Below are 18,718 nucleotides of genomic sequence, written 5' to 3' on the forward strand. Positions count from 1 at the left end.
CCGGCAGGCGGTCGGATCATGACGCTGGCAGCGGATGCGTTTGCGCTCGCCTTCGGGCGGATGTCGGTCGAGGACGGGTTGCAGCTGCGGGAGGCCTGCGCGCCGCGCCACCTGAAGTTCAGGAGCGCCAGGCGGTTTGCGCAGGTCCTGTCGATCGCCGATCTCGACGGGTTCCTGAACACGGATGCCGCCCAGGCGCCGCGCGTCGCCATGGCCGACAGCGGCCGCAACGGCAGCGCGGCCGTGCCGGACGAGGACTTCACCCACGAGGATGGCCGGGTCGACCCGGTGCGCCTGTTCCGCCTGTTCGATGGCGGAGCGACGCTGATCGTCTCGCAATTCCACGAGTTGCACCGTCCGCTTGCCGGCTTCTGCCGCGGGCTGGAGCGGGTGTTCCTGCATCCGGTGCAGGCGAACATCTATCTGACCCCGCCCGGCGCGCAGGGTTTCCGCACCCATTTCGATTCACACGACGTGCTGGTGCTGCAGGTCTCGGGCGAGAAGAAGTGGCGCTACTGGGACCATCAGCCGGTCCCGTTCGCCACCAACCGCACGCCCTGGGACGGACAGGCCTATGCGCCGGACGCCTCCAAGGCGAAGCATCTGACGCTGAAGGCGGGCGATGCGCTCTACCTGCCGCGCGGCGTGCTGCACGATGCCGCCGCGCAGCCTGGAGGCGAGCCCTCGCTGCATATTACCGTCGGGCTGATGGAGCCGACCTGGGGCGATGCGCTGAAGGCCATGATCGACCAGCTCGAGGCGACGACCCCGGCGCTGCGCGAGGCCTTCCCGGTCTGGCGCCTGGCGGAGGAAGCGCCGCGGGCGGCGCTGGCCGGCCTTGCGGCCGAGCGGCTGCAGGGACTTGCCACCGACGAGTCGCTTGACCTCGCCTCTATGTTCTTCCTCGAGCGCCTGGCGCTGGATCGCCTGCCGCTGCCGGGCCGGGGGCTGGTCGTCGCCGATCCAAAGGCCTCGGAGCGGCTGGTTCTGGCCGATTCGCTCCACCACTATGTCGTGCCGCTCGGTGATGGCGCCGAACTGCGATGGGCCGGCGGAACCGTGCCGCTGACGGCCGTCGAGCTGGGCTGGCTGCAGAAGCTGGAAACGGGTGCAACCGCCAAGGCGCTTGGCGGCGCCGCCGCCCTGGACTTCTGCAAGCGGCTGGTCAGGCAGGGCATTCTCGTGCGGGCAGTCTAGGCCGGCCTAGGCTGGCCATGCGCCGGCCGCTTGTCCGGCCATCCTTCGCGAGCCTCTTGCGATCCGCGCCATGACGCGCCAAGTTGCGCCGCGCAGGGCACCCCGGCGGTCGCACTCTGTCCGGACGGGACAGGGGCAGGCCGCGGGCAGGCCTGCCGGCCGGAGAGGCGGAAATCCGGACCCTATCGTGCCTGCCAGGCAAGCGTGATCCTGGCCACCCCCACCGGTGCCGTCCGTCCGGCGGCACAGGGGCCTTGGAGCATTGACCGTGTCCAGTCCCGTCCGGCGCGTGATCGCCGTTGTTCTTCTCGCCGGGCTTGCTGCCGGCGGGTATTATCTGTGGACGTCCGGACACATGGACCGCCTGGTGGCGTCCGTGGCCCAGACCCGCGCCTCGGCGCCGGCCGCGCCGCCGGCCGCCCCGCCGCCGCCGGAAGTCGGCGTCGTCGAGGTGACGGTCGAGAACGTGGCGCTGCCGGTGCAATATGCCGGGCGTGTCGCCGGCTTCCGGGTGGTCGAGGTCCGGGCCCAGATCGGCGGCATCCTCCTGAAGCGGGAGGTGCCCGAGGGCGCCACGGTGTCGGTCGGCGATATCCTGTTCCGCATCGACCCGCGCCCCTACGAGGCCGCGCTGCAGCGCTCGCAGGCCCAGGCCGCGCAGGCGCAGGCCTCTTTGCGCCTCGCCGAGGAGAATTTCACCCGCATCGAACAGCTCGTTCAGCGGCAGACGGCAACGCCGAAACAGCTCGACGATGCCACCGCCGCGCGCGACCAGACGCGGGCCGCCCTCCAGGTGGCCGAGGCCGATGTCGCTACGGCACGGCTGAATCTCGAATATACGGTGGTCAAGGCGCCGGTCGCCGGTCCGACCAGCCTCGGCATGCCGCCCGAGGGCACGCTGGTGCAGGCGCAGCAGACTCTGCTGACGACGATCACCCAGCTCGACCCCGCCTATGTGAACTATTCGACCACTGACCGGGAGTTCCGCGAGTTCCAGGAGATGGACCGGCAGCGTGCCTCGCCGCTGGTCTGGGAGGATCTCGCCGTCCGCCTGCAGTTCGGGGATGGCGCCGTCTATGGCCAGCCGGGGCGCCTCGACACCCGCTCGCGCACGGTCGATCCGCGCACCGGTACCATCCAGATCCGGGCGGTGTTCCCCAATGCCGGCGGCGAGCTGCTGCCCGGCCAGTTCGTCCGGGTCAATATCGAGGGCGTCACCATGCCCAATGCGGTGAAGCTGCCGAAACGGGCGATCAATCAGGGTCCGCAGGGGCCCTTCGTCTATGTGGTCGATGGCCAGTCCAACGCGCAGGTCCGACCCGTGCGGCTCGATCGCGAGCTGAATGACGGCTGGGTGTTGCGCGAGGGCCTGAAGGCCGGCGAGCGGATCGTCGTCGACGGCGTGATCCGCGTCCGGCCCGGCGGTCCGGTCCGGCCCGTGCCCTACGCGCCGCGGCCGCCGGGTGCCGCCACCGCCGCGGCGGGGACCCGGCCATGATGTCGCGCTTCTTCATCGACAGGCCGGTTTTCGCGACCGTCCTGTCGGTTGTCATCGTGCTCGCCGGCCTCGTCGCGATGCGCGCGCTGCCGGTCTCGCAATATCCGCAGATCGTGCCGCCCGACGTGGTGATCACCGCGAACTATCCGGGCGCGACCGCCGAGACGGTGGCAACCACGGTCGCCGCGCCGCTGGAGCAGCAGATCAACGGCGTCGAGCGCATGCTCTACATGCGGTCGACCTCGACCGGTTCGGGCACGATGAGCCTGACGGTGACCTTCGAGATCGGCACCAATCCGGATCAGGCCGCCATCAACGTCAACAACCGCGTGCAGCGCGCCATGGCGGCCCTGCCGGCCGAGGTGACGCGCCAGGGCGTCACCGTCGCCAAGCGCTCGACCTCGATCCTCCAGGTCATCACGCTGTCCTCGCCCGGCTCCCGCTTCGACACGATCTTCATGTCGAATTTCGCGCTGGTGAACATCATGGACGAGCTGCGGCGCGTGCCCGGCGTCGGCGATGCCCAGCTCTTCGGCGCCTCGGACTATTCGATGCGCATCTGGCTGCGGCCGGACAAGGTCGCCCAGTATGGCCTGACCCCCAGCGACATTGCCGCCGCCGTGCGCGAGCAGAACTCGCAATATGCCGCCGGGCGCTTTGCCGAGGAGCCGCTGACCCAGGCCCAGGCCTTCACCTATTCGGTGACCACGCCCGGCCGGCTGGTGGACCCGGCCCAGTTCGAGAACATCATCATCCGCTCGGACGAGAATGGCGGGGCGCTGCGCCTGAAGGATGTGGCGCGGGTCGAACTCGGCGCGCTCTCCTATGGCTTCACCGGCACATTCAACGGCAATCCGGCCGTGCCGATCGGCGTGTTCCTGCAGCCCGGTGCCAATGCCCTGCAGGTCGCCGAGGCGGTGCGCACCACGATGGAGACCATCGCCCGGCGCTTCCCGGAGGGCCTTCGCTACGACATTCCGTTCAATACCACGCGCTTCGTCGAGGTCTCGATCCGGGAGGTGATCAACACTTTCATCGAGGCCATCGTGCTGGTCACGCTCGTGGTGTTCATCTTCCTGCAGAACCTTCGGGCCACCATCATCCCGATCCTGGCCGTGCCGGTCTCGATCATCGGCACGTTCGCCGGCATGTTCATGCTTGGCTTCTCGATCAACCTCCTGACCCTGTTCGGGCTGGTGCTGGCCATCGGCATTGTCGTCGACGACGCCATCGTGGTGCTGGAAAATGTCGAGCGCATCATGCGCACGCAGAACAAGGGACCACGCGAGGCGGCCATCCAGGCCATGGAGGAGGTGACGGGGCCGATCATCGCCATCGTCCTGACGCTGTGCGCCGTGTTCATCCCGGTCTCCTTCCTCGGCGGCCTTGCCGGCGAGCTCTACCGGCAGTTCGCCGTGACCCTGTCGGTCTCGGTCACGGTCTCGGGCATCGTCGCGCTGACCCTGACGCCGGCGCTCTGCGCGCTGATCCTGAAACCTGGTCATCAGGAGCCCTGGGCGCCGTTCCGCTGGTTCAACCGTGGCTTTGACTGGGTGACCAACCGCTATGTCGCCGGCGTGTCGTTCTTCCTGCGCCGCGCGGCCGTGGGGGTGATGCTGTTCGTCGTCCTGCTCGGCAGCCTCTGGCACCTGTTCCAGAGGGTGCCGTCGGGTCTCGTGCCGAACGAGGACCAGGGCTATGTCTTCCTCGTCACCGTGCTGCCGCCGGCCGCCTCGATCTCGCGCACCCGCGAGGTGACCGGCATCGCCAACCGCGAACTGCAGCAGAACCCGGCCGTGGCGGCCGTCGTCACCTTCGCCGGCTTCGACCTGCTGTCCGGCGGCCAGAAGACCAATGCCGGCATCTCCTTCGTGACGCTCAAGGACTGGGCGCAGCGCCGCGACCCCGCCCAGGACGCGCGCAACCTCGCTCCGCGCCTCGGAGCCATCAACGGCCAGTTCCGTGACGGCATCGTCATCGGCTTCAATCCGCCGCCCATCCAGGGCATGAGCACGACGGGCGGTTTCGAGTTCTACCTGCAGGACCGCACCGGCGGATCGCTGGCAAGCCTTGCCGACGCGGCCGGCCGGCTGGTTCAGGCGGCGGCCCAGCGGCCGGAACTGGCCGGCGTGCAGAACATGTTCTCCACCTCGGTGCCGCAGTACCAGATCACCGTCGACATCGAGAAGGCCAAGGCGATCGGCATTCCGATCGCCACCATCTTCGAGACCATGCAGTCCTCGTTCGGCAGTCTCTATGTCAACGACTTCTCGCTGTTCGGGCGGACCTACCGCGTCAGCCTGTCGTCCGAGGCCGATTTCCGCATGACGCCCGACGATCTCAGGCACGTCTTCGTCCGCTCCAGCACCAGCGCGATGGTGCCGCTGAGCGAGCTCGTACGGGTGGAGCGCATCGTCGGTCCCGACCAGGTCGACCGCTTCAACATCTTCCCCTCGGCCAAGGTCATGGGCCAGCCGGCGCCCGGCTATTCGTCCGGACAGGCGATCGCGGCCATGCAGGAGGTGGTGCGCCAGACCCTGCCGGCCGAATACACGATCGGCTGGACCGGCTCGGCCTATCAGGAACTGGCCACCGCCGGCACCGGCTATCAGGGCTTCATCTTCGGCCTGATCATGGTGTTCCTGATCCTTGCCGCGCAGTACGAGCGCTGGTCGCTGCCGCTCGCCGTCATCACCGCCGTGCCGTTTGCGGTCCTCGGCGCCTTGCTGGCGGTGTGGGCGCGCGGCCTGGAGAACGACGTCTATTTCCAGATCGGCCTGGTCACGCTCATCGGCCTGTCGGCGAAGAACGCCATCCTGATCGTGGAGTTCGCACTGCAGCGCTACCAGCAGGGCCTGAGTGTCTATGACGCGGCCATGGAGGCGGCCCGCCTGCGGTTCCGGCCGATCATCATGACCTCGCTGGCCTTCATCCTCGGCGTGGTGCCGCTTGCCATCTCGACGGGCGCCGGTTCTGCGAGCCGGCATTCCATCGGCACCGGCGTCATCGGCGGCATGCTGGCGGCGACCTTCGTCGCCATCCTGTTCGTGCCGATGTTCTTCCGCCTGCTGACGCGCGAGCGGAAGCGGCCGGAGGTCAAGGCGGGTCCGGCGCAGGCGGGCCAAGCGGCGGAATAGCCCCGACGGAACGGCTGATTTAAGCCGATCTTAGGGTTTCCGGCGCACGGATGAAGGGGAGTCTTCCCTAAGGTCATCGCGTGCGTTCCCCGCGTTCGAAAGCGCCCGTCCTGCCGCATCGTGCGACGATCGTCGTCGCCGACGATCAGGCGTTCGCCCGCCGTCTCGTGCGCGCATCGCTGGCCGGGCTGGGGCGCATCATCGAATGCCGCACGGGCTTCGAGGCGCTGGAGGCGACCGAACAGCACCGGCCCGCCGTGCTGGTCATGGCGCGTCAGCTCTACGGGCTCGACGGCTATGAGGTGACCCAGTTCCTGCGCCGGACCAGCGGCGATGTCCGGTTCACGCCCGTGGTGCTGGTCAGCGGCGACACGCGCTATTCCTCGGTGATGGGCGCGCTCAGCGCCGGAGTCCACGAATTCGTCGCGCGGCCGTTCAGCCTCACGGGCCTGCGCCTGCGGGTCGAGAAGGTGCTGCGCGAGGCCCGGCCCTTCGTCCGCACGGGCTCGTATTTCGGGCCGGTTCCGCGTTCCAAAACGGTGGTTTCCGAGATGCTGCCCGGAGGTGACAAGGCGCTCGACGCACTCACCTGCGTGCTGCGCCGCGAGCGGGCGACCCCGGCCAGCTGCCCGCTCGGCAGCGCCTGCAAATGCCGTCCGTTCTCGCGGCAGACGCCGGACCTGGTCGAGCTCTAGGTCTTCCGCTCAGCCGGTCGCGGCACGCCCGCCGGGCAGCGCGATGCGGCTTGCCAGCCAGTCCTCCAGCGCGGCTGCGGGCAGGGCCGGAGAGAACAGGAAGCCCTGCAGGACATCGCAGCGCAGGGCCTCCAGGAAGCGCCTCTGGGCGGCCGTCTCCACGCCCTCCGCAACCACCGTGAAACCGAGGCTGCGGCCGATGCGGATGACGGTTGAGGCAACCTCGCGGGCGTTCCGGTCCGTCTCCAGGCCCTGCATGAAGCTGCGGTCGATCTTGATCTCCTCGATCGGCAGGCGGGTGATCGAGCCGAGGCTCGAATAGCCGGTGCCGAAATCGTCGAGCGACAGGCGCACGCCCAGATCGTGGATCGCCCCGACGGTGGCGGCCGTGGTCGGGCAGTCGTCCATCATCAGGCTTTCGGTGATCTCCAGCGTCAGGGCGCTCGGCCTCAGCCGGTGGCGGTTCAGCGCCTCGGCCACCTGGATCGGCAGGTCGCGGCTGCGGAAGTTGAGCGGCGACAGGTTGATGGCCACTCCCGGAATATCCAGCCCGCGCAGATGCCAGTCGGCAAGCTGGCCGCAGGCCTCGTCGATCGCCCACAATCCGATGGCCTCGACCAGACCCATTTCCTCGGCAAGCCCGATGAAGCGCGACGGCGGCACGTCGCCGAAGACGGGATGGCGCCAGCGGGCCAGCGCCTCGACCCCGTGGATCCCGCCGGTCTCGCCGCTGATCTGGGGCTGATAGGCCAGCGTCAGCTGCCGCTCGCGCACCGCCTCCTTCAGCGCCGAGCCCATGACAAGACGCTCCTGGGCGATCACGTTCATGGCAGGGCTGAAGAAGCGATGGGTGCCGCGCCCCGAATTCTTGGCGTCATACATGGCCGTGTCGGCATGTTTGAGCAGGGCTTCCCGGTCCTTGCCATCCTCCGGATAGAGGCTGATGCCGACGCTCGCCGAGACCGGCAGCGCCATGCCTTCCACCGTCACCGGCACAGCCAGGGCCTGGCGGATGCGTGCGGCGATGCCCGATGCGTGATCGGCCGAGCAGTCGGCGAGCAGAACGACGAATTCATCGCCGCCGAGGCGGCTGACGAGATCGCCGGTGCGGGTCTGGGCCTTCAGCCGCTGGGCGATCTCGATCAGCAGCGTGTCGCCGGCCGAATGGCCAAGGCTGTCGTTGACGTCCTTGAAATGGTCGATGTCGAGGAACAGCAGCGCAAGCGAGCCGTCGGCACCGGCTTCCGCGATGGACTGGTCGATCCGCTCGCCGAGCAGCGTGCGGTTCGGCAGGCCGGTCAGCGTGTCGTAATAGGCGAGCTGGGCGATGCGTTCCTTGGCCTCGTGGCGCTCGAGGGCGAGGGCGCACAGGTGCACGCAGGATTCCACCAGCCGCTCGTGCCAGGCGCTCGGGCCGCGCTTCTCCCGGAAGTAGAAGGCGAAGGTGCCGGCGACGCGGCCATCCTTGAGCTTGATCGGGCTGGACCAGCAGGCCAGCAGCCCGAGTGGCAGCGGCAGTTCCTTGTAGGGCGCCCAGAGCGGATCGGTCTCGATATCCTCCACCAGCACGGGCTCCCCGCGCCAGGCGGCCGTGCCGCAGGAGCCGACATCCGGGCCGATGGCAAGGCCGTCGAGGGCATCGGAATAGAATTGCGGCAGGCTCGGCGCCGCCATCGGGCGGACCTTGCACTCCTCGTCGATCCGCAGGATGGAGCAGACGACACCCGGCGCGATGGTCTCCACCTGCCGGCAGACGATCTCGCCAATATCGGCCAGGCTCCGGTCATTGGCGACCGCCTCCAGCACCGCCTGCTGGAGCAGCTGCATCTGGCGGGTCTCGGTGATGTTGGCGATGAGCGAGACCGAGTGGCGGAACGTGCCGGCCTGGTCGTGGATGGGATTGACCGTAACCGAGATCCACAGCTCCCGCCCGGCCTTGTCATAGGCCATGGCCTCGACATGCAGGCCGGACTGCATCTGGCGCAGGGTGTTCAGCCGCTGGAGGATCGAGGGATCGGTGTGCCGGCCGGACAGAAGCTCGGTCGGCCGCTGTCCCCTGACCTCCTCAACGCCGTAGCCGAACATGTCTGAGAAGGCGCGGTTGCAATAGACGATGCGATGCCGGTCGTCGGTGATGATGACGGCCCGGTCCGTCTCGTTGGCAACGAGGGAGAGGAGATAGAGCTCCTCGCGCTGCGCCACCTCCGCGGTCACGTCCTGGACGAAGGCCGAGTAGAAGGTGCGCCCGTCGATCTGGACGCGCGACAGCGACAGCGAGCCGTGGCGCAGCGTGCCGTCGGGGCGCTCGATCGGCACTTCCAGGCTGGTGCCCACCAGCCTGTCGGCGCGGCCATTGCGGTTGTGCGCGATGTGGGCGTCGTGATCGGGCCGGACGGCCTCCGGCACCAGCGCCTTGACATTGCGACCGATGACCTCGGCGCGGCTGCGGCCCCACAGCTTCTCGGCCGCGGCGTTGAAGAACACCACGTCATTGGTGTCGTCGATGATGACGACGGCGTCGACGGCCTGCTCCAGGACAGGCGCCAGCAGGCTGGCGCACGCGATGGCGCCAAGGCTCCCGTGCGCCCTGGATGCGGCGCGGTCGAGATCGGTCAATCCGACGTGCTCGTCCATGCGGTGATGGCGCTCCGGCTGAACTGCCCGGCACCCTGAAAGTGCCTGCAGACCTGTCTCAAGACTGAATGAGAGCCCAAACAGGTAAACAAAACCGCCATTTTGGCCCGCGCCTGCCCGAATTGGTTGCCGGGCGATGAACGCGCGACTGCTGGTGGCAGGGGGATGCAGCGGGTCCTCAGATACCAGTTGACAGATAGTCATATTCGTATATTTGAATAACATATAACCAAAAGCGGAGACCTGATCATGCAGAATGTCGGTGGCGCAGATCGCCTTGCCCGGATCGTCCTCGGGCTCGTCCTGCTCGTGGCGCCGTTCCTGCCCCCCGTGGCAGCGGCGCTGTCGGGCCTTGGCACGTTCCTCTGGGTGGTTCCGATCATCGGCATCGTGATGGTGCTGACGGCCCTGTTCCGGTTCTGCCCGGCCTACACGTTCTTCGGAATCAACACCTGCCGGCGCTGAAGGGCAGGCGCACTACACGTCACAGGAGGTCTGTGGGAACCATGTCGATCGGATCAACAACCTATTCACCGGCGGGGGATCGCGAGAGCCTCGCCATCGACTGGACGCCCTACCTGATCGGCGCCGGGATCGGCGTGCTGAGCTGGGTGGTCTTTGTCGTCGTCAACACTCCGCTGGGCATCACGACGGCGCTGTCGCAGGTGGCCGGCGGGGCCGCCACGCCCATCCTCGGTGCCGAAACGGTGGCCCGCAACAGCTATTGGGCGCGCAACGCCTTCGTGCTCGACTATGGCACGCTGTTTCTGGTCGGCACGCTGATCGGCGGCTTCCTCTCGGCGGTCCTGTCCGGCCGCTTCCGGTTCGAGCAGGTGCCGACGGTCTGGGCCGAGCGCTTCGGTCCTTCGCCGGCCAGGCGCTATGCGGTCGCCTTCCTCGGGGGCGCCATCGCCATGTATGGCGCGCGCCTCGCCAATGGCTGCACCAGCGGCAACGGCATATCCGGCGGCCTGCAGCTGGCGCTGAGCGGCTGGGTGTTCCTCGCCGTGATGTTCGCCACCGGCATTGTCACCGCCTTCGCCCTCTACCGTCCAGCCAGCCGCTGAGAAGGACCTCGCCATGACTTTTCCTGTCACGGGCAGTTTCGCCCTCGTCCTCGCGGTCGTCTTCGGCGCCGCCTTCGGCTTCCTGCTGCATCGCGGCCGGGTGGCCGACTACAACACCATCGTGCGCCAGTTCCTGTTCCGGGACTTCACGGTGCTGAAGATCATGATGACCGCCATCATCGTCGGCGGCGTCGGGGTCTTCCTGCTGACCCAGGCGGGCTATGCGAAGTTCCACATCAAGCCGGCTGACCTGCTTGCGGTCAGCCTCGGCGCCGCGCTGTTCGGCATCGGCATGGTGCTCTACGGCTACTGCCCGGGCACGGCGCTGGCCGCCATCGGCGGCGGCAGCCTGCATGCCCTGGTCGGCGCCTTCGGCATGATCGCCGGCGGCATCGCCTATGCCCTGACCTTCGACTGGGTGAAGGCCACGATCCTGCCGGTCGGCGCGCTTGGGCGGGTCCAGCTTCACCAGCTGCTTGGCATCAGTCCCTGGCTGATCTTCGCGGCGCTGGCCGTCATGGCCCTGGCGATGTTCGTCGCCGTCGAGCGCACCGCCGCCGTCCGGCGCTGACACTCAGGCCGGCGCTCCTCCCCGCAACTGCCGGCCGACGAAGGCGCCGTTCCGACAGGGGCGGCGCCTTCAATCCATGTGATTGCATACAATAGATCACGACTGATCATTTATTGGGCATAATGGGTGGCTGTTTGTGCGGCCAGCTCCACCATATGCCGTTGGAACGGGCCTTGCTGGTGTCCGTCCAGTCTTCGTCCAGGTGGTCTGGATCGACGCAATGACAGGACGCGGGCCGTGCGTGCATTTCCAGCCATTGCCGAACTGCATGGGCGCTACGCCGGGGGCGAGGCTGCGGCCGACGTGATTGCCGCCGCTTATGCCCGTCTCGCCGAGGTGAACGATCCGGGCATCTTCATCCACCTCGTTCCCGAGGCGGAGGCGCGCGCCGCCGCCGATGCGCTGGGCACGTTCGACCCTGTCGACAAGCCGCTCTGGGGCATTCCCTTCGCGGTCAAGGACAATGTGGATGTCGCCGGCCTGCCGACCACCGCTGCCTGTCCCGCCTTCACCCATGTGCCCGGCACCACCGCCTTCGCCGTGCAGCGCCTGATCGAGGCCGGGGCCATCCTTCTCGGCAAGACCAATCTGGACCAGTTCGCCACCGGCCTCGTCGGGGTCCGGACCCCCTGGCCGGCGCCGCGCAATGCGGTGGATCCGCGCTATGTGCCGGGTGGGTCAAGCTCCGGATCGGCGGTTGCCGTTGCCCATGGCATCGTCAGCTTCGCCATCGGCACGGACACGGCGGGGTCGGGGCGGGTGCCGGCCGCCCTCAACAACATTGTCGGCCTCAAGCCCTCGGTCGGCAGCCTTTCGGGCCGCGGCATGGTGCCGGCCTGCCGGACCCTCGACACGCTGTCGGTCTTTGCCGGCACCGTTCAGGACGCCGATCGCGCCTATCGCGTCATGCTCGGCTATGACGGTGCCGACCCGTTCTCGCGCAACCTGCCGGTGGGGCCGGTTCCGGAAGCCTTGCCGGACGGACTGCGCGTCGGCGTGCCGGATGCGGCCGGGCGGCGCTTCGGGGGCGACAGCCTGTCGGAGGCAGCCTTCAACGCCGCGCTCGGCGATGTCGCGACGGTCACCGGGGCTGCGCCCGCCGCCGTCGACATGGCGCCCCTGTTCGAGGTGGCCGCGCTCCTCTACCAGGGGCCGTGGGTTGCCGAGCGCTACCAGGCCATCCGCTCGATCATCGAGACGCGGCCGGATGTCCTCCACCCCACCACCCGAGCGGTGATCGGGGCTGCCGCCGGCATGAGCGCGGCCGATGCCTTTGCCGGCCTCTACCGTCTCGCTGAGCTGAAACGGGCGGCCGAGCCTTTATGGGAGACCATCGACGTGCTGGTCGTGCCGACCTATCCGCGGCCGCGCACCGTGGAGGCCCTGCAGGTGGATCCGATCGGGCCGAACAGCGAACTCGGCACCTACACGAATTTCGTCAACCTGCTGGATCTCTGCGCACTCGCCGTTCCCGGCCGGCTCCGCGCGGACGGCTTTCCGTTCGGCGTGACGCTGATCGCTCCGCGCGGGCACGACGGGCTGCTGGCCGCCGTCGGCAGTCGCCTTCATGCAGCCTCGGGCGCGGGGATCGGCCCCCGCCGCCATGCCCTGCAGACGATTTGAGCCGACCTGGACGATCAGCGCGCCTGGCGCGCGATGATCCGGGCCTGAATGTCGTCATAGACGTTCTGGGGGATGATGGAGCGGCGGGTCAGCTCGTCCTTGCCGCGATACGGACGGCCCCGGATGATCGCATCCGCGCGCGCCTCGCCGATGCCGCGCAAGGCCATCAGCTCCTGCCGGGTGGCCGTGTTGATGTCGATCAGCGTGGCCGGCTGGGTGGCGGGCGCTGGCGTCGTCGCCGGCGCGGACGGGCGGGTCGCCGGCTGGGTGGCGGTCTGGGCGAGAGCCGTGCCGGCTGCAAGGCTGAGTATCGTGGCGGCGATCAGGCTCTTGAACATGTGTCGGGCTCCCTCGGTGCAGTCCGGCTGCGGCATCCGCCCGTGCGACGCGTCATGCGCTGGCGGGAGAATCGGCCGGACGATCGGGACCCATGCAATCATCGACACGTCGGTGGCTCAAGCGCCCGGTGGCGCGCGCTCTCCAATCGACCGAACTGTGACGGGCGTCACAGCCTGCCGGCCGGCTGTGCGCCATTGTGCAGAGGTCGGACGGACGGAGCTTCCAACGCCCCCGGGTTCCTCCCCTGACACCAGGTCGAGCCGGGAGATTGCGGACTGGGTCCCCGCTTTCTCCCGGCCGATCCATTTTCGCCCCAGGAGCACGCCGGGCCGCGTTAACTGTTCGCCAATCTGTCTGATAAAAGCGAACGTTCATTCTTTTTTGCATTGCACTATGCAGTGGTTCCGGTTATGGGAACCTCGGTCAACCCCGGACCCCTTCCATGCCACGTATCGACGACGTCCAGCGGACGGATCGCAAATCGGCCATCCTCGATGCCGCCGAGCGCTGTTTCGTGCGCTCCGGATTCCACGGCGCCTCGATGAGCGAGATCTGCGCCGAGGCCGGCATGAGCCCGGGCAACCTCTACCGCTACTTCCCCTCCAAGGAAGCCATGATCGAGGGCCTGTGCGAACGGGACTTCGACGAGGTGGGCGACCAGTTCTCCCAGCTCGAACGGGCGTCCGACATCTGGCAGGCCTTCGAGGCGATGGCGCGCCATCACCTCGTCGAGGAGCCGCGCGAGCACTGCGCGATGTGGATCGAGACCATGTCGGAGGTGGCGCGCAATCCGCAGATCGCGGCGCTGCGGGAGAAGGTCGACAGCTTCATCCACGACAAGATCTACGGCGCGCTCGACCTTGCACGCTCGCGCGGGCAGACCTCGCCGCATGCCGATATCGAGCGGACGGCGCAGTTCCTCATCACCTTCGCCGACGGGTTGATGCTGCGCCGCGCCCGCGATCCCGGCTTCGATCCCGTGCCGCATGTCGACATCATGTTCTCCGTGCTGCGCGACATGCTTCTGCAGCGGCCCCCCGCATCCAACGACAACAAGACCTGAGCCCTTCCGATGGTTCGCATCGCGTCCCCCGTCCTTGCCCTTGCCGCGCTGATCGCAGCGGGGCTGCCCGCCACCGCCCAGCAGCCGGCCGCCCAGGCGCCGTCGGTCACGGTCGCCACCGCCGTCCGCGACACGATCCGCGAGGTGGTCGTGGCCTCCGGTTCGTTCGTCGCCCGCGACGAGGTGCTGGTCCTGCCCGAGGTCGATGGCCTCGCCATCATCGCGATCCTCGCCGAGGAGGGCGACCGCGTGACGGCCGGCCAGGTGCTGGCCCGCCTCAACCGCGAGATGCTCGACGTCCAGCTGGCCCAGAACGCGGCCCAGATATCCCGCGCCGAGGCGGCGATCGCGCAGACGCGCGCGTCTATCGCGGAGGCCACCGCCTCGCGGGCGCTGGCCGACCAGCAGCTTGACCGCACCCGCCAGCTCCAGCGCAGCGGCGCGGCCACGGTCGATGTCCTGGACCAGCGCACCATGGCGGCCACCACGGCCGCCGCGCGGGTCGAATCGGCGACCAATGCGCTCGCGCTTGCCGAGGCCGACCTGACGCTTGCCCGCGCCCAGCGGCGCGACATCGAACTGCGCATCAGCCGCACGGAGATCCGCGCCCGCGTGGGGGGCAGCGTGTCGCGCCGCACGGCCCGGCTCGGCGCGCTGGCCATGGCGGCCGGCGAGCCGCTGTTCCGGATCACGGCGGATTCCGCGGTCGAACTGGAGGCCGAGGTGCCGGAAACGACCCTCGCCCGACTGCGTCCCGATCAGGCGGCCCCGGTCGAGGCCGCCGGCTTCGACGCGGCCCTTGAGGGCAAGGTGCGGCTCGTCGCGCCCGAGGTCAGCCGCACCAACCGGCTCGGCCGGGTGCGGATCGCGGTGATCGCGGAGCGGATGCCGCCGCTCGGCTCCTTCGGCCGCGCAACCGTCGAGGTGGCACGCACCGAAGGCGTTCTGGTGCCGCTGTCGTCGGTCATGTTCGGTCGGCAGACTTCGGTCCAGGTGGTGAAGGACGGCGTCGTCGAGACGCGGCCGGTCGTGACGGGCCTGCGGGCCGAGGGACGCATCGAGATCCGCGAGGGGCTGAAGGAAGGCGAGCAGGTTGTTGCCGTCTCCGGCAGCTTCGTGCGCCATGGTGACCGGGTGACACCGGTCGCGCTGGCGGCGCGCTGAGGGGGCGGGCGATGTCGTTCAACGTCTCCGCCTACTCGATCCGCCAGCCGGTCCCCTCGATCGTGCTGTTCGTGGTGCTCTGCTTCCTCGGCTGGATGAGCTATCTCAACCTGCCGGTGACGCGCTTTCCCAATATCGACGTGCCGCTGATCCAGGTGACGGTCGTGCAGGCGGGTGCCGCTCCCGCCGAGCTGGAGACACAGATCGCCAAGAAGGTCGAGGACGCGGTCGCCAACATCACCGGCGTCAAGAACGTCATCTCGAACCTGACGGACGGCCAGTCGACGACCATCGTCGAGTTCCGCCTGGAGGTGAACACCGACCGCGCGCTGAACGACGTCAAGGATGCCATCGCCAAGGTCAGGGCCGATCTGCCGCGCAACATCGAGGAGCCGATCATCGAGCGGCTCGACGTGGAGAACCAGCCGATCATGACGGTGGCGGTGGCGTCGCCGTCGAGCACGCTGGAGCAATTGTCCTGGTTCGTCGACGACACGGTGAAGCGCGAGTTGCAGGGCCTGCGCGGCATCGGCCGGGTCCAGCGCAACGGCGGCGTCGCCCGCGAGATCCGCATCTCTCTGGACCCCGACCGGCTGATGGCGCTCGGCATCACGGCCGGCGAGGTCAATGCGCGCGTGCGCGCGACCAATGTCGACCTGGCCGGTGGCCGCGGCGATGTCGGCGGGCAGGAGCAGTCGATCCGCACGCTCGCGGGCGCGCGAACGGTCGAGGATCTTGCCAATACCCGCATCGTCCTGTCCGGCGGGCGCGAGGTGCGGCTCGCCGATCTCGGCAAGGTGGAGGATCTCTACGAGGAGCCGCGCGCCTTCACCCGGCTCAACGGCGAGACGCCGACCGTCGCCTTCCAGGTGTTCCGCTCCAAGGGCGCCTCGGACGTGCGCGTCGCCGCGCTGGCGCGCGCCAAGATCGACGAACTGCGCAAGGCCCATCCCGGCATCGCCTTCAGCGAGATCGACAATTCGGTCAACTACACCGCCGGCAACCACAAGTCGGCCATGACCATGCTGATGGAGGGCGCCGGCCTCACCATCATCGTGGTGTTCCTGTTCCTGAGGGACCTGAGGGCGACCATCATCTCGGCCATCGCCCTGCCGCTGTCCATCATCCCGACCTTCTGGGTGATGGAGCTGATGGGCTTCTCGATGAATCTCGTCTCGCTGCTGGCGATCATCCTCGTCACAGGCATCCTCGTCGACGATGCCATCGTCGAGATCGAGAACATCGTCAGGCACATGAAGATGGGCAAGTCGCCCTATCGGGCCTCGATGGAGGCGGCCGACGAGATCGGCCTCGCCGTCATCGCCATCTCGCTGACCATCGTCGCGGTGTTCGCGCCGGTCTCGTTCATGGGCGGCATTGCCGGGCAGTATTTCAAGCAGTTCGGCCTCGTGGTGGCCGTGGCGGTGCTGTTCTCGCTGCTCGTCGCGCGCCTCATCACGCCCATGGTGGCGGCCTATTTCCTCAGGCCCCATGCGCACAAGGAGCCGAAGGACGGCCTGCTGATGCGCGGCTACCTGCGCTTCCTGTCAGGAACGCTCCGGTTCCGCTACCTGACGCTGCTGGCGGGCATCGGCGTTTTCGCCCTGTCGATCTGGGCCATCAAGTTCCTGCCCACCGGCTTCATCCCCTTCCCGGACGAGGCGCGCTTCGTGATCTCGGTGGAACTGCCGCCCGGCTCGACGCTGGACGACACGCGCCGGCGCACGGACGAGCTTGCCAAGCTGATCCGCAAGGAGATCGCGGAGGTCGAGTCCGTGCTCACCATCGGCGGGTCCAATCCCGTGGGGACGCGCGAGATCCGCCGCGCGACGATGATCGTGCGCCTGTCCCACAAGACCAAGCGCGAGCGCAAGCAGCGGGAGATCCAGCAGGTCACCTCGCCGCTGTTCACCCAGGTGCCGGACATCCGCGCCTGGTACGTCAACGACCGCGGCGAGCGCGAACTCTCGATCATCGTGCGCGGCACCGATACCGACAACCTTGCGCGGGCCGTCGCCAATATCGAGGCGGAGATGCGCCAGATTCCCGGCTTCGTGAACGTGGCGGCGACGGCCGGCCTCGAACGGCCGGAGATCCGCGTCGTGCCCAAGGCCGACGAGGCGGCGCGCTATGGCGTGACCACCGACCAGATATCGGAAGCGGTGCGCATCGCCACCATCGGCGACGTGGCGGCGAACCTTGCCAAGTTCAATGCGGGCGACCGGCTGGTGCCGATCCGCGTGCAGCTCGACACGGATGCCAGGGCCCAGCTCGACCTGATCACCGCCCTGTCGATCACCACCACGACCGGCCAGCAGGTGCCGCTGACCGCGGTCGCGGATGTCTCGTTCGGACAGGGGCCCTCGTCGATCGAGCGCTACAACCGCGTGCGCCGCGTCAATATCGGCACGGACCTCGCGATCGGCCTGGAGATCGGTCCGGCCCTCGAACAGGTCTTCGCCCTGCCGGCGGCGCGCAGCCTGCCGCCGGGCGTCTCGTTCCAGCGCGGCGGCGATGCCGAGGTGATGGAGGAGGTGTTCCAGGGCTTTGCCATCGCCATGGGCACGGGCCTGCTCATGGTGCTCGGCGTGCTGGTGCTGCTGTTCCACTCGGTGTTCCAGCCGCTGACCATCCTCATGTCGCTGCCGCTGTCGCTGGGCGGCGTCATCATCGGGCTGCTGCTCACCGGCAATGCCATCTCCATGCCGGTGGTGATCGGCATCCTGATGCTCATGGGCATCGTCACCAAGAACGCCATCATGCTGGTGGATTTCGCGGTGGAGAAGGTGCGCGAGGGCGTCGACCGGAAGACCGCGATCCTCGATGCCGGCCGCAAGCGCGCCCGCCCGATCATCATGACGACGCTCGCCATGGGCGCCGGCATGATCCCGCCGGCGCTCGGATCGGGCGACGGCGGCGAGTTCCGCGCGCCCATGGCCATTGCCGTGATCGGCGGCCTTCTGGTCTCGACCGTGCTCAGCCTCGTCTTCGTGCCGTCCTTCTACACGGTGATGGACGATGTCAGCCGCTTCTTCTCCTGGGTCTTCGGCCGCTTCGTCGGACCCGTCGACGAACCGGACGATGAGGCCGCTGCCGGCCACGGCCGGCCGCACGGCCATCCGCCGGCACCGGTAACCGTGCAGCCATCACCGCCACCACCGATCCGCGTCGCCGCGGAATAGGATGGGCTGGTTCCGCACATCTGTACGGAACCAGCCCGAGCCCGGCGTCGGGGGTCCGCCCCCCCGACGCCGGGCTCCCTTTTCGAGGGCTGACAGGCCGCGCATCCTCTCCTAGAGCTTGGGGATGCGGGAGGGTTCGATGGGCGACCATATGGAAACCGGCAGGCCGGTGATCAGCCTGCGGATCGACTTCGCGCCGGGCGTGCGGCTCGGCCCCGGCAAGGCCGATCTGCTGGACGGCATCCTCGCGACCGGGTCGATCGCGGCGGCGGGCCGGCGCATGGGCATGAGCTACAAGCGCGCCTGGCTGCTGGTGGAAACCATGAATGCGATGTTCGCCGAGCCGCTGGTGACCTCGTCCAAGGGCGGGCGTGCCGGCGGCGGAGCGGAACTGACCGCACTCGGCCAGCAGGTTCTGGGATGCTACCGGCGGGTGGAGGCGCGCACCCGCGCAGATGGTGCGGCGGACCTTGCCTGGCTGGATCAGGTGTCGCGCAAGGGCGATTGACAGGGCGCAGGGGGAAAGCGATATTTCCGTCCGTACATAT

At 68.4% G+C, this 18,718-nt stretch carries 13 protein-coding genes and 1 pseudogene; 12 read left to right on the forward strand and 2 right to left on the reverse strand.

Features of this window, described 5'->3' with window-relative positions:
• Positions 1-18: 18 nt before the first annotated feature.
• The 4 genes from ACTIFS_RS11215 (at position 19) to ACTIFS_RS11230 (ending at position 6,527) form a co-directional block, all read left to right on the forward strand.
• Entirely contained in the window at positions 19-1,197 is a 1,179-nt protein-coding gene (locus ACTIFS_RS11215) for a cupin domain-containing protein (protein ID WP_439574175.1), read from the forward strand.
• A gap of 268 nt (positions 1,198-1,465) precedes the next feature.
• On the forward strand, positions 1,466-2,695 hold the full coding sequence (locus ACTIFS_RS11220; RefSeq protein ID WP_439574176.1) for an efflux RND transporter periplasmic adaptor subunit: 1,230 nt from the start codon (positions 1,466-1,468) through the stop codon (positions 2,693-2,695).
• Positions 2,695-5,832, forward strand: a complete 3,138-nt coding sequence (locus ACTIFS_RS11225; protein ID WP_439574266.1) for an efflux RND transporter permease subunit — start codon at positions 2,695-2,697, stop codon at positions 5,830-5,832. The genes ACTIFS_RS11220 and ACTIFS_RS11225 overlap by 1 nt, the downstream gene beginning before the upstream one ends.
• An 80-nt stretch (positions 5,833-5,912) precedes the next feature.
• A complete protein-coding gene (locus ACTIFS_RS11230; RefSeq protein WP_439574177.1) occupies positions 5,913-6,527 on the forward strand; it encodes a response regulator in 615 nt (204 codons plus the stop codon).
• A gap of 9 nt (positions 6,528-6,536) precedes the next feature.
• On the opposite strand, the gene ACTIFS_RS11235 is transcribed toward ACTIFS_RS11230, so the two are convergent.
• A complete protein-coding gene (locus ACTIFS_RS11235; RefSeq protein WP_439574178.1) occupies positions 6,537-9,161 on the reverse strand; it encodes an EAL domain-containing protein in 2,625 nt (874 codons plus the stop codon).
• Between the two features lie 249 nt (positions 9,162-9,410).
• On the opposite strand from ACTIFS_RS11235, the gene ACTIFS_RS11240 reads away from it, so the two are divergent.
• From ACTIFS_RS11240 to atzF, 4 genes and pseudogenes are all read left to right on the forward strand, one after another.
• A complete protein-coding gene (locus ACTIFS_RS11240) occupies positions 9,411-9,626 on the forward strand; it encodes a YgaP family membrane protein (protein WP_439574179.1) in 216 nt (71 codons plus the stop codon).
• Between the two features lie 41 nt (positions 9,627-9,667).
• A complete protein-coding gene (locus ACTIFS_RS11245) occupies positions 9,668-10,228 on the forward strand; it encodes a YeeE/YedE thiosulfate transporter family protein (RefSeq protein WP_439574180.1) in 561 nt (186 codons plus the stop codon).
• 13 nt (positions 10,229-10,241) lie between these two features.
• Positions 10,242-10,799: a YeeE/YedE thiosulfate transporter family protein gene (locus tag ACTIFS_RS11250; protein WP_439574181.1), complete on the forward strand. Its 558-nt coding sequence runs from the start codon at positions 10,242-10,244 to the stop codon at positions 10,797-10,799.
• A gap of 237 nt (positions 10,800-11,036) precedes the next feature.
• Positions 11,037-12,392: pseudogene (atzF, locus tag ACTIFS_RS11255) on the forward strand (allophanate hydrolase); the annotation flags it as partial.
• Positions 12,393-12,436: 44 nt separating this feature from the next.
• On the opposite strand, the gene ACTIFS_RS11260 reads toward atzF, so the two are convergent.
• A complete protein-coding gene (locus ACTIFS_RS11260; RefSeq protein ID WP_439574182.1) occupies positions 12,437-12,760 on the reverse strand; it encodes a ComEA family DNA-binding protein in 324 nt (107 codons plus the stop codon).
• 443 nt (positions 12,761-13,203) lie between these two features.
• Between ACTIFS_RS11260 and ACTIFS_RS11265 the strand changes: the two genes are divergently transcribed.
• The 4 genes from ACTIFS_RS11265 (at position 13,204) to ACTIFS_RS11280 (ending at position 18,678) form a co-directional block, all read left to right on the forward strand.
• Complete coding sequence (locus tag ACTIFS_RS11265; protein ID WP_439574183.1) at positions 13,204-13,824, forward strand: TetR/AcrR family transcriptional regulator; 621 nt, start codon at positions 13,204-13,206, stop codon at positions 13,822-13,824.
• A gap of 9 nt (positions 13,825-13,833) precedes the next feature.
• Complete coding sequence (locus ACTIFS_RS11270; RefSeq protein ID WP_439574184.1) at positions 13,834-14,988, forward strand: efflux RND transporter periplasmic adaptor subunit; 1,155 nt, start codon at positions 13,834-13,836, stop codon at positions 14,986-14,988.
• A gap of 11 nt (positions 14,989-14,999) precedes the next feature.
• Positions 15,000-18,170, forward strand: coding sequence for an efflux RND transporter permease subunit (locus tag ACTIFS_RS11275; RefSeq protein ID WP_439574185.1), 3,171 nt, complete (start codon positions 15,000-15,002; stop codon positions 18,168-18,170).
• Between the two features lie 139 nt (positions 18,171-18,309).
• The gene (locus tag ACTIFS_RS11280) at positions 18,310-18,678 is read left to right on the forward strand and encodes a winged helix-turn-helix domain-containing protein (protein WP_439574186.1); all 369 of its coding nucleotides are present in this window, start codon (positions 18,310-18,312) and stop codon (positions 18,676-18,678) included.
• The last annotated feature ends 40 nt before the right edge of the window (positions 18,679-18,718 follow it).

The sequence above is a fragment of the Phreatobacter sp. genome (genome assembly GCF_051860605.1).
In the GTDB taxonomy this organism is placed as follows: domain Bacteria; phylum Pseudomonadota; class Alphaproteobacteria; order Rhizobiales; family Phreatobacteraceae; genus Phreatobacter.